Here is an 11,261-nt window from a genome sequence, read left to right on the forward strand (position 1 = left end):
ATAAGGGGGCCGATCGTCGGGCCTGACGATTGATCGGGCCGCGGGCAGAGGGTAAAGAGGCGGTCGTTCGGGCGGTTAGCTCAGCTGGTTAGAGCATCTCGTTTACACCGAGAGGGTCGGGAGTTCGAATCTCTCACCGCCCACCACTGTCTCGGTTACACGGCGCAAAATCTCCGCAACGGACCAGAGCATCGGGGCAAGCGCTGGCCGGCCTGCCCGTCTAGGAACTAGTCGTCATCACCACCCTGGATCCGGAGACCCTGTCCATACGGGTTGGTCGGGCTGTCGGGAGAGTAAGGATTGCCGGAACCGAACTTGTTATTGATGCTGTCGGGAGAATACGGGCTCCCGTAACGACCATACGGATTTGAGACCGAGTCGGGGTCGTAAGGGTTGCTGCTCAGGCGTCCTCGGTAATTTCCATCGTTGTCGTAGAGTTTAGGGGCGTCGGTGGCGTAAGGATTATTTGCAGATCTGTTGCCATATGGACTGCCATACTGTCCGTACGGGTTGTTTATACTGTTGGGATTGTAAGGATTGCCTGCGCCAAAGCGGTTTCCCGTAGAGTTTGGGTCGTAGCGGTTCGCCGAATAATTGCCGAGATATTGAGCGCCTGCGTTGGACGTCAGGGCCAGCAAGACGGCAATTGCACCAATTCGAGCAAGGTCCCTCACTTTAATCCCCCTTCAAAATCAAAAAACGATTCCCCTCTACCGCAATCAGATACGTACCGCGATTCCATCGCGCATATTTTCGTTTCATCCAATCTCGCGGGAAGGTTTGCGAACTGGAACTTCCGTTACAGTTTTGCGTTTGCCCGGTCGTTTGGCTGGGGCTTTGTTTGCGTATGTCGTTCGTGTCAGAAGCCGTCGCGGGGGCGTTTCGGCCGCCGGCGCCAGTGCCGCCCGCGGCCCGGTTGGGGCTGTTCAGGCTCCTGGCCACGCTCAAGCGCAACCCGTTGGAATGCTGGAGTGCGGATTTCTTCGAGTAGCCGATCGTGCGGGTCAAGCTGCCCTTCGCGGATGCGTGGCTGGTGCACGATCCTGCCGCGATCAAGCATGTGCTGGTCGACAACCCCGCCAATTATCGCAAGGACCCGATCCAGCGCCGCATCCTTGCTGTCGGACTCGGCGACGGCCTCTTGAGCGTCGAAGGCGAGCGCTGGGACATCCAGCGCCGCACGCTAGCACCCTTATTTGCACGCCGCACCGTGATCGGCCTCACCGCCGCCATGCTGTCGGCGGGCAGGGGATTGGTGGAACGCTGGCGCGCTCTTGCGCCGGGCGAGGTCATCGATGTCGCGGCGGAGATGACGCTGCTCACCCTGAACGTGCTGGCGCTGACGATCTTCTCGGACGGTCTGTCCAGCGACATCGACGAATTCCGACTGGCGATGAACACCTATTTTGCAACGATCGGCCGGATCGGCGCGCTCGATCTGTTCGGTGTGCCGGATGTCGTGCCGCGGCCGGGGCGGAAGCGGCTCAAGCAGGCCATGGGCTATTTCGAGGGCGTCATCGACCAGATCATCGCGGCACGGCGGCGACGCCTCGGCTTTTCCCAACGGCCCGGACCGGCTGCCGACCTGCTGACGTTGTTGTTGCGCGCACTCGATCCATCGACCGGGCGGCCCATGAGCCGCGCCGAGGTACGCTCGAACATCCTGACCTTTCTGTCGGCGGGCCACGAAACCACCGCCAACACGTTGGCTTGGTCCCTGTTCCTGCTCCTGCTCTCCCAATCCCCCGAATGGAAGGGCAAGGTGCGCCGGGAGGCGGATCGTGAATTTGGCGGCCCCCATGAGGGGCTCGTCGACCGGCTGGTGGTGACCCGCGCGGTGATCGAGGAGGCCTTGCGGCTCTATCCGCCGATTGCCGCGCTCAGCCGGTCGGCGGAGCAGGCCGACCAGGTCGGACCAGATGTTTTGCCAAGGCGGGCACTGGCCGTGATCTCGCCCTACGTGCTGCATCGCCATCGTACATTATGGGAGAGGGCGGACGAGTTCGATCCGACGCGCTTCTTGCCCGAGCCGAAAGCAAGGATCACCCGTTACGCTTATCTGCCGTTCGGCGCCGGCCCGCGTACCTGCATCGGCGCATCCTTCGCGCTGCAGGAAGCCACGCTCGTTCTGGCGATCATCGTGCAGCATTTCGATCTGAAGGTGGCCCCCGGCGCCAAGGTGTGGCCGCAGCAGAAGATCACGTTACGCCCCGCGAACGGCCTGCCGATGCTGATTGCGCCGCGCTGATCGCGAGTTGTCGTCTGCCCGGCATGCGGCTTGACATGACCGGGCCGCACATGCGCGATTGGAGGACCTTCGTCACAAGCGCGCGGATTATACGCCATGCAACTTCCCTCTGGTCACGAACGCAACGCCGATCAGATCGCCTATTGGAACGGTCCGGGTGGCCAGCGCTGGTCCGATCGCCAGGCCGCGCAGGACATCCTGCTCGCGCCGGTGTCGCAGATCCTGATCGAGCGCATCCAGGCCAAGCCGGGAGATCGCATCCTCGATATCGGTTGCGGCTGCGGCGGACTCGCGATCGCGCTCGCCAAGCAGGTTGTGCCGGATGGCCTCGTGCTCGGGATCGACATTTCGGCGCCGATGCTGGCCCGTGCGCAGGAGGCTGCGCCGGCCGGGCTGCCGGTGCAGTTCGAATTGGCGGATGCGACGGTCTACCCGTTTGCGCCTGAAAGCTTCGATCTCTTGGTGTCGCGTTTCGGCGTGATGTTCTTCGCCGAGCCCGTCGTCTCGTTCGCCAATCTGCGCCGGGCGCTCAAGCCCTCGGGCCGTATGGTCTTTGCGTGCTGGCGCGAGCCGAAGCAAAATCCCTGGATGATGGCGCCACTACAGGCCGTCTACCGCCATGTGCCCAAAATGCCTGAGGTGGCGCCGGAGGATCCCGGTCCATTTGCGTTCGCGTCGGAAGAGCGCGTCAGGCGTATCCTTGGGGAAGCCGGCTTTGCCGACGTGACGATGGAGGCGTGTCCGCTCTCGCTGGATGTGGCAATCGGCCAGGGACTGGACGCCGCGGTGCAATCGGCGCTCGAGATCGGCCCGGCGAGCCGGGCCTTGCAGGGGCAGCCCGACGACTTGCGCGAGGCGGCGCGGCAGTCGGTTCGAGAGACGCTCGCGCCTCATCTGCGCGGCGCCAGCGTGATGCTGCCGGGCTCGATCTGGCTGGTCACGGCGCGGGCGTAAATGAGCTTGACGCCAGCGACGGCAGTTCTCGCCGCGTGGGCGGCTGGCGACCGGGCGCTTACCAGGAGACCGAAGGGATCAAGCGACTGGCCTGAGCGCTCGGACCCGCTCAAGCTCGTCTTTGATGTGGCGGTCGGCTTCAGCGAGGCTGTCTCGCGTGATCTCGTCTGGCGACTTCGCCCCGGTCAGCGTCATCGTCACCCGCATGTCCGCAGCGAACAGTTCGAGCAGATTGGCGACCCCGCGCTGACCGTCTGCCGCCAGGGCATAGATGTAGGCGCGCCCGAGAAGCACACCCTTTGCTCCCAGCGCAAGCATGCGGACCACATCCAGGCCAGAGCGCACACCGGAATCGGCCAGCACGGTGAGCTCGCTCCCGACCGCTTGCGCCACGGCCGGCAGCGCACGCGCGCTCGGCATTGCACCGTCAAGCTGACGGCCGCCATGGTTCGAGACAACGATTGCGTCAGCGCCGAAACGCACCGCATCGCGCGCATCGTGGGGATCGAGTATACCCTTGAGGATGAGCTTGCCCTTCCAGCTGTCGCGGATCCATTCAAGATCCTTCCAGCTGATTGCCGGGTCGAAATTCTGGCCCAGGAAGCCCATGTAATCGGCCATGCTCATGTGCCGGCCGGTATATGCTTCGATATTGCCGAACGAGAGCGGCCGGCCGAAGAGGCCGACACTCATTGCCCAGCGCGGATGTGCGGTCGCCTGGATATACTGCCGGAGCCGCGCGACGGGGCCCGACATTCCCGAGTGGCGGTCACGGTAGCGAGAGCCGGGGGTCGGCATGTCGACCGTGAATAGGAGTGTCTTCATTCCGGCGGCCCAGGACCGCTCCAGCGCGTTGCGCATATAGCCGCGATCTTTGAGAACGTAGAGCTGCGACCATAGCTCCCCATCGGCGCCGGTCGCGACCTCCTCGATCGGGCAGACCGATACGGTCGACAGGGCATAGGGGATGCCGAACGCTGCGGCGGAGCGCGCGGCCTGTACCTCGCCGCGCCGGGCATACATGCCGGTCGCGCCGACGGGGCCCAACCCGACAGGCATGGACCACTTGCTGCCGAGGATCTCCGTGGCGAGGGTAGGGGCGCCGGCGCCTTGCAGCACGCGCTGGCGAAGCGCGATCGACTGCAACGCCTCGACATTGCTCGCCATCGTGCGCTCAGTGACGGCGCCGCCATCGATATAGTCGAACAGGAATCGCGGCAGTCGCCGGCGCGCAGCTTCTCGATAATCGGTTGGTGACGAGATGATCATCCGCCAATCCTCGCTGATTGCGAGCCCATGCCCGCGACACGAAAGATAGGGGGCCGGCGAACCCAATGAGAAATGAAACGTACGACTAGGCTCTAGTCGCGTTCAGAATAGTCAGCCCGATGGACCGCCGACCGCAGCATCTCGAGCCACGCGCGCGCTGCGTGCGAGAGGAAGGCGCCTCGTCGCCAGATCATGGCCAGCCGCCATTCCGTGTTCGGCTCGGCCAGCAGCACCGCGCTCACGCGGCGCGCGTCGGCCTGCTCCGCCAGAAGGCGCGGCAGGAACGCGATGCCCAATCGGGCAGCGGCCAACTCGATCAGAAACTGTACCTCGCTGCTGCGCGCGGCGATCACGGGTTCGAACCCATGCCGCAGGCAGCCATCCATGATCATGCGGCTGATCGCGAATCCTTCGGCGAACAGGATGAAGGGCTCGTGCTTGAGCGCGCCGAGGTCGATCGCGCCGGCGCCGGCCAGCGGGTGGTCGCAGGCAAGGAGCGCGACCAGCGGCTCCCGCCGCACGTCCAGAAACTCGAACTCCGATTCCTCCGGATAAACGGTCGCCGCCAGCTCCAGCTCGCCGCCGCGAACAAGGTCGGCCAGACGGTCGCCGCCATGCTCCGCCAGTTGCACGTCGATGTCCGGATAGGCGCTCCGATAGCGCGCGAGGAGGGGAGCGAAGATGCGGCTGCTCCCAACCGGCGGAAGTCCGATGCGCAGAGTTCCGCGCTTGAGACCGCGCAATTCCTCCAGCTCGGCCAAAAGGTCGCTTCGCTCCGTCAGCAGCCGTACTGCGCGCGGATAAACGATCTCTCCGAACGCGGTAAGCCGGACCTTGTGGCCAATCCGGTCGAGCAGCGGAGCGCCGAGTTCCTCTTCCAGTTGTTTCACTGCTTTGCTGACGGTGGATTGAGTCGCGAACACCGTCTTGGCCGCATGGGAGAAGCCACCCTGGCGGACCACTTCGACAAAGGCTCGGAGGGTTCTGAACTCCATGAGCATTCCAATATAGAATAGAATCTAGTCATACAAGTCAGTTTGGCGTTGATGCCGTCAAGGCTACATGGTCCACCGGAACCCGGATCGAGAACGACCATGGCCTCTCTTCAGACGTCGCTGACACGGCGAGCCAGCCGCCGGTCATGGCGCGGGCGCACACGCACTCGGACACGGCAAGCCGTGCGGTTCTTGCACCGGCGAGGCTTCTTGATCCGGCCCGGCGAGTTCGCGCTGCTCGACGGCGCGTCCGGCGGGCTTGCGGTGACGTTGATGGTCGTCCTGGCGCTCGTGTCGCCCGAGCCTCAAGCGGCTTGGGGAGCCTATGCCGCGTTCTGGACATGCCTGGCCGACAACCGCGCCGCGCCCAGATCGCGGCTGTGTGCCATGGCGATCTTCGTGCTCTCCGGCACATTCATAGCCGTGCTCGTGGCCGCCAGTGCCGTGCCGGGGTCGGTCGGCACCGGGATCATGATAGCTGCGCTTGTCTCGCTCTGCATCTATCTCGGCTCGCTGTGGCCCGGGATGGCGAATGTCGGCGTGCTGACCGCCGTCGTGGCGGTCGTTGCCGCCGAGCAACCGGCCCGAATTTCCGATGCTCCCGGCGTCGCGATGGCTTTTGTTTGTAGCGGCGGTCTCGCACTGCTGCTGCGAATGGCCAGCCTGCATGTGCTGGAAAAGGCCGACCTGACGACGAACTCGCTGGCGACAAATTCAGCTCATCAGCGAAGTCACGGCTGGCGCAAGGGATCGATGGCCCATGCCGGCCTATCAGGGGCAACCGTCCTCATCACTTACATGGCCGCACATGGCGCCTCGTTGCTGTTTCCGCAATGGGCGACCATGGCTGCCGTTGTCGTCACCAACATGGATGCGCGGACTTCCTGGCCGCGCACGCTGGAACGTGTGCTCGGCAGCATCTTTGGCGGCGCTGTCGCCTTCCTGGTCAGCGCGAAGCTGAGCCAGCCGACGGCATTGATCTGGCTGGTGCTCCCGCTGGCGACGGCCACGATTGCCTTGCGCGCGGTCAATTACACGCTGTTCGTCGTGTTTCTGACGCCGCTCTTCGTCGTCGTGACGGAGCTTGTCTTCCCGGAGGCTGCGCGCTGGGCGGCCGGGGCGCGGACAGCGGACAACATTGTCGGCAGCCTTGTTGCGCTCGCGGCCTGCCTGTCTTTCCTGCTGGCGGCTGCAAGCCGGGAGCGGATCAGGACTGCGCGCCGACGCTGATCCGCTGATCGGGAACGGTCCCGACCCTTCTCATTGCCACGACAAACGGCTCAGGTCCGGTCTGCTTTCTTCGACCCTTCCTGTTCGGGGACGTCGCCGGACCGCTCGGTCTTGCGTGGATCGGGCCGCTCCGTTGGTTTCGGCATGCCAGCCTGGCCGCCGTGCTTGCCGCCCATGTCCTGCGGTCCCTCGAGGTCACTCTCCTTGGGCATGATGTTCTCCGCGTTGTTGAGGCAACAACGCGGAGGACGTGATAGTTCCGGCTTCGACTTCTGCCGCGGCGCGAGCTGGCGCCGGCTTCCGCTCAGGCCCGCTCTTCCCAGATCATCGCCAGATGGACGATGGTCTGGACCGCTTTCTCCATGTCTTGCACGCTGACCCATTCCTGGCGGGAGTGGAAGGCGTGCTCGCCGGCGAAGATGTTGGGGCAGGGCAGTCCCATGAAGGACAGCCGCGAACCGTCGGTGCCGCCGCGGATCGACGTCCGGACAGGTTCGAGCCCGGCGCGCCGGATCGCGTCTTCGGCATAGGTGACGATCTCGGGATGGCGATCGATCACCTCCTTCATGTTGCGATACTGCTCCTTGATCTCCATCCGGTAGCTCGAGCGCGGATAGTCCTTCATCACGCCTCTGACGATGTCCTCGAGCAGCGCCTCCTTCTGCTTGAGGCCCTCCGTGGTGAAGTCGCGCACGATGAAGTCCAGCCGCGCCTGTTCGAGCGCGCCGGAAATGGCGACCGGATGCAGGAAGCCCTCCTTGCCCTCGGTCGTCTCGGGCGAGCAGGTCTCTTTCGGCAGGCGCGCGACGATGTCGGCGGCGATCTTGATCGCGTGCTCCATCTTGCCCTTGGCGAAGCCGGGATGGGCGCTGACGCCGGTGATGGTGATGCTGGCCCCGTCGGCGGAGAAGGTCTCGTCCTCGACGGTGCCGGCGGTCTCGCCGTCCATGGTGTAGCCGAAATCGGCTCCGAGCTTCTTCAGGTCGACCTTGTCGACGCCGCGGCCGATTTCCTCGTCCGGCGTGAACAGGATCTTGATGGTGCCGTGCTTCACCTGCGGATTGTTCACCAGGAAATGGGCCGCATCCATGATCTCGGCGATCCCGGCCTTGTTGTCGGCGCCGAGCAGCGTGGTGCCGTCGGTGGTGATGATGTCATGGCCGATCTGGTCCTTGAGCGCTGGATGATCGGCGGCGCGGATCACCTGGCTCGGATCGCCCGGCAGCACGATGTCGGCGCCCTGGTAGTTGCGCACGAGCTGCGGCTTGACGTTGGCGCCGGTGCAGTCCGGAGCGGTGTCCATATGCGAGCAGAAGCAGATCACCGGAACGCGCTTGTCGGTGTTGGCGGGGATGGTCGCATAGACATAGCCGTGTGCGTCGAGATGGGCATCGGCGAGCCCCATCGCCTGCAATTCGGCGGCGAGCACGCGCCCGAGATCCTTTTGCTTCGCCGTGGACGGGCAGGTCGGCGAGTTCGGGTCGGACTGGGTGTCGATCACGACATAACGCAGCAGGCGTTCGGTGACGGTGTGGGTGAAGGCGAGGGAAGGACTGGGCATGCTGAACCACGGCGGAGTGAAAGGGAGCGGGGCTGGCGGTATAGCAGTCGGCTGGCCGGTATGTCGCTGAGACACTTGGGTCCTGGTGGAAGCGGGGCTCCGCCAGATCGGTCCGGCAGGCTCCCGGGCGGCGCGGAAGGCGATCTTCTTGCTGCCGCGACCGGAACCGGTTCGCCTCAAGCAAGGGAGGCGGCGCGCGTTCCGGACGATTGGGGACCTGGCTGACCGGCTTCCGGCGCGTGCGGGACGCCAGGTTGGGCAAGCTTCCCACAGGGCGTGTCATTGTCCTTGACTTCGATAGATCGCCCCTTTAAGTCCCGGCTCTCCGCGGGGTTTCGCGATCGCGCGGGAGTAGCTCAGTTGGTTAGAGCGCCGGCCTGTCACGCCGGAGGTCGCGGGTTCGAGCCCCGTCTCTCGCGCCATGTTTTCAATGGCTTAGCAATCCCATCCGTCCTGTCGTCTCGTTTGTGCGCGAACGCTGTTTGGCGCTGGCCTTTGCGCGTCCGCTGTGCCGCCTCGGCTTCAATGTTGGAAGCGGTCAGGCATGAAAAAGGCCGCCCGAGCGGCGGCCATTTTGCGAATCTCTTGTTGCGAATCTGATGCCGTGCGCCGTGCGCCGGGCGCTTAGCGCATCATCGCGCTCTCCGAGCTGGTGATCACGACCGGCTTGCCGGCCTTGATGACATGGGCGGCGGTCTGGCTGTCGTCGACGGTGGAACGGGCGGCGATGCCGAACGCGGTCACCGCGACGGCCGCCACCAGCGCCACCACCACGATCTTCAGGTGGGTCGCACGATCGGCGGAATGGATGGAGTGGTTCATCTCAGCCTCCCGGCGTCTCGCAGCGCCGATTTATTGGCTAGACACTTACCGCCCGCTTGTTTCGAACCGGTTTCTTCGCTCCCTCAAAATGATTTCATCTGCCTTTCCAATTCGTCACAGGCGGTCGCGGACAGCCACGCGCGGCGGCCGCAAGCCGCGGGCAGAGCGGGGCCGGTTTGTAATCCGCGCCGATCTTGATTGCGCGTCCGCCGCTACCACGTTACTCCCCGTCGTGGACGGGCTGGCTTTTGAGCGCCCCTCCGCGGACCATCATCGATCCCCGATCTGGCGCAGTCCTCAGCCGATTGGGGTGCCTAGCATCCAGTAGCAACGTGGCCTCGGCACTTGTCAGCCCTTGGAGGACGGGGCACTCGCCCGCTCCAGTGTCGAGGGCCTTCCGGTTGCAGTTGATGCTGCGTGCCGCGTTGCGCGAGACACGTGGCCGGGCCGTCTGTCGTAGCTGGATCGTGTGGGCGAGCCGCAATGTGGGGAAGGCATGACGGCGTCAAGATAGCTTGTCTTGCGCGGCTTGGTGCGCTGCGCTAAGGCTCAGAACAATTCCAATGCAGCGAGTCTGCGGTCCGGTCCCGAAAACCGCAGAGGAAAGTCACGCCGATGACCGGCATCCTCCAGAATTATCTTCCTCTTGTCGTGTTCATAGGTGTCGCGACCCTGATCGGGCTGGCGCTGTTGATCGCCCCGTTCCTGGTGGCCTTCCAGCAGCCGGATCCGGAAAAGCTGTCGGCCTATGAATGCGGTTTCAATGCATTCGATGACGCCCGGATGAAGTTCGACGTTCGCTTCTACCTGGTTGCCATCCTTTTCATCATCTTCGACCTCGAAGTGGCTTTTCTGTTCCCGTGGGCGGTGGCCTTCGGCAAGCTCGGCGCCACCGGCTTCTGGTCGATGCTGGTGTTCCTGGCCGTGCTGACGGTCGGGTTTGCCTACGAGTGGAAGAAAGGCGCGCTTGAATGGGATTGAGCCCGACCACGTCCGGAACCGGGCCGGTGATCGCTCCGGCCCCCAAGGGCATTCTCGATCCCGCGACCGGCAAGCCGATTGGTGCCAACGACCCGTATTTCATCGAGGTCAACCACGAGCTGTCGGACAAGGGATTTTTCGTTGCTGCCGCTGACGACCTCATCACCTGGGCCCGCACCGGGTCGTTGATGTGGATGACGTTCGGCTTGGCCTGCTGCGCGGTCGAGATGATGCAGGTCTCGATGCCGCGCTACGATGTGGAGCGCTTCGGCTTTGCGCCGCGCGCTTCGCCGCGCCAGTCCGACGTGATGATCGTCGCGGGCACCTTGACCAACAAGATGGCGCCGGCGCTGCGCAAGGTCTACGATCAGATGCCTGAGCCACGCTACGTCATCTCGATGGGCTCCTGCGCCAATGGCGGGGGCTACTATCACTATTCGTATTCGGTGGTCCGCGGCTGCGATCGCATCGTTCCCATCGACATCTACGTGCCCGGGTGCCCGCCGACCGCGGAAGCGCTGCTCTATGGTGTTCTGCTCCTGCAGAAGAAGATCCGGCGCACCGGCACGATCGAACGCTGAAGGTTTTTCGCATGGACGACGGCAAGCTCGACGCCCTTGGGCAGACGATCGTTAGCGCGCTCCCGGGCGCGGCGACGGGACATTCGATCGCGTTCAATCAGCTCACAATCGATGTGGAGCCGAGCCGGATCGTCGAGGTCGTGACCTATCTGCGCGACGATCCCGCCTGCCGCTTCGTCAACCTCACCGACGTCACCGCGGTCGACTATCCCGAGCGCGAGAAGCGTTTCGACGTGGTCTATCATCTGCTGTCGCCGACGCTGAACGCCCGCATCCGCCTCAAGGCGCAGGCCGATGAGACCACGCAGGTGCCTTCGATCATCGAAGTGTTCCCGGGTGCCGACTGGTTCGAGCGCGAGGCCTACGACCTCTACGGCGTGATCTTCATCGGCCATCCCGACATGCGCCGGCTGCTGACGGATTACGGCTTCGACGGCCATCCGCTGCGCAAGGACTTCCCGATGACCGGCTTCGTCGAGGTCCGCTACGACGACGCGGAGAAGCGGGTGATCTACGAGCCGGTGCGGCTCAATCAGGAATTCCGCAAGTTCGATTTCCTGTCGCCCTGGGAAGGTGCGGACTATCCGCTGCCGGGCGACGAGAAGGCAACGAAGTGAGTG

The 11,261-nt window shown here is 64.2% G+C and carries 12 protein-coding genes and 2 tRNA genes; 8 read left to right on the plus strand and 6 right to left on the minus strand.

What is annotated here, in order from left to right:
- The first annotated feature begins 69 nt into the window (after nucleotides 1-69).
- A tRNA-Val gene (locus QX071_RS14765) sits at nucleotides 70-146 on the plus strand.
- 81 nt (nucleotides 147-227) lie between these two features.
- Here the strand turns inward: QX071_RS14765 and QX071_RS14770 are convergent.
- Complete coding sequence (locus QX071_RS14770; protein WP_315703445.1) at nucleotides 228-674, minus strand: hypothetical protein; 447 nt, start codon at nucleotides 672-674, stop codon at nucleotides 228-230.
- A 323-nt stretch (nucleotides 675-997) separates the two neighbouring features.
- Between QX071_RS14770 and QX071_RS14775 the strand changes: the two genes are divergently transcribed.
- Nucleotides 998-2,248, plus strand: coding sequence for a cytochrome P450 (locus QX071_RS14775; protein WP_315703446.1), 1,251 nt, complete (start codon nucleotides 998-1,000; stop codon nucleotides 2,246-2,248).
- A gap of 96 nt (nucleotides 2,249-2,344) precedes the next feature.
- A complete protein-coding gene (locus QX071_RS14780) occupies nucleotides 2,345-3,202 on the plus strand; it encodes a class I SAM-dependent methyltransferase (protein WP_315703447.1) in 858 nt (285 codons plus the stop codon).
- 78 nt (nucleotides 3,203-3,280) lie between these two features.
- Here QX071_RS14780 and lldD read toward each other — a convergent pair whose 3' ends face one another.
- Both lldD and QX071_RS14790 read right to left on the minus strand, forming a co-directional pair.
- A complete protein-coding gene (gene lldD / locus QX071_RS14785; protein WP_315703448.1) occupies nucleotides 3,281-4,471 on the minus strand; it encodes an FMN-dependent L-lactate dehydrogenase LldD in 1,191 nt (396 codons plus the stop codon).
- 92 nt (nucleotides 4,472-4,563) lie between these two features.
- Nucleotides 4,564-5,466 carry a LysR family transcriptional regulator gene (locus QX071_RS14790; protein ID WP_315703449.1) on the minus strand — a complete coding sequence of 301 codons (903 nt, stop codon included), beginning with the start codon at nucleotides 5,464-5,466 and terminating at the stop codon, nucleotides 4,564-4,566.
- A 210-nt stretch (nucleotides 5,467-5,676) separates the two neighbouring features.
- Between QX071_RS14790 and QX071_RS14795 the strand changes: the two genes are divergently transcribed.
- The gene (locus QX071_RS14795) at nucleotides 5,677-6,696 is read left to right on the plus strand and encodes an FUSC family protein (protein ID WP_315703450.1); all 1,020 of its coding nucleotides are present in this window, start codon (nucleotides 5,677-5,679) and stop codon (nucleotides 6,694-6,696) included.
- A 50-nt stretch (nucleotides 6,697-6,746) separates the two neighbouring features.
- On the opposite strand, the gene QX071_RS14800 is transcribed toward QX071_RS14795, so the two are convergent.
- Both QX071_RS14800 and pepT read right to left on the minus strand, forming a co-directional pair.
- Nucleotides 6,747-6,908, minus strand: coding sequence for a hypothetical protein (locus QX071_RS14800; protein ID WP_315703451.1), 162 nt, complete (start codon nucleotides 6,906-6,908; stop codon nucleotides 6,747-6,749).
- Nucleotides 6,909-7,000: 92 nt separating this feature from the next.
- Nucleotides 7,001-8,257 carry a peptidase T gene (gene pepT / locus QX071_RS14805; RefSeq protein WP_315703452.1) on the minus strand — a complete coding sequence of 419 codons (1,257 nt, stop codon included), beginning with the start codon at nucleotides 8,255-8,257 and terminating at the stop codon, nucleotides 7,001-7,003.
- 345 nt (nucleotides 8,258-8,602) lie between these two features.
- On the opposite strand from pepT, the gene QX071_RS14810 reads away from it, so the two are divergent.
- A tRNA-Asp gene (locus tag QX071_RS14810) sits at nucleotides 8,603-8,679 on the plus strand.
- A 202-nt stretch (nucleotides 8,680-8,881) separates the two neighbouring features.
- On the opposite strand, the gene QX071_RS14815 is transcribed toward QX071_RS14810, so the two are convergent.
- Complete coding sequence (locus tag QX071_RS14815) at nucleotides 8,882-9,079, minus strand: hypothetical protein (protein WP_315703453.1); 198 nt, start codon at nucleotides 9,077-9,079, stop codon at nucleotides 8,882-8,884.
- A gap of 615 nt (nucleotides 9,080-9,694) precedes the next feature.
- Here QX071_RS14815 and QX071_RS14820 point away from each other — a divergent pair.
- The 3 genes from QX071_RS14820 to QX071_RS14830 are packed head-to-tail and all read left to right on the plus strand — an operon-like array spanning nucleotide 9,695 to nucleotide 11,258.
- Entirely contained in the window at nucleotides 9,695-10,060 is a 366-nt protein-coding gene (locus tag QX071_RS14820) for an NADH-quinone oxidoreductase subunit A (protein ID WP_315703454.1), read from the plus strand.
- Nucleotides 10,057-10,641, plus strand: a complete 585-nt coding sequence (locus tag QX071_RS14825) for an NADH-quinone oxidoreductase subunit B family protein (protein ID WP_315704258.1) — start codon at nucleotides 10,057-10,059, stop codon at nucleotides 10,639-10,641. Before QX071_RS14820 ends, QX071_RS14825 begins: the two co-directional genes overlap by 4 nt.
- A gap of 11 nt (nucleotides 10,642-10,652) precedes the next feature.
- Entirely contained in the window at nucleotides 10,653-11,258 is a 606-nt protein-coding gene (locus QX071_RS14830) for an NADH-quinone oxidoreductase subunit C (protein ID WP_315703455.1), read from the plus strand.
- Nucleotides 11,259-11,261 lie beyond the last annotated feature (3 nt).

Source organism: Bradyrhizobium sp. SZCCHNS1022 (assembly GCF_032484835.1).
Taxonomy (GTDB): domain Bacteria; phylum Pseudomonadota; class Alphaproteobacteria; order Rhizobiales; family Xanthobacteraceae; genus Bradyrhizobium.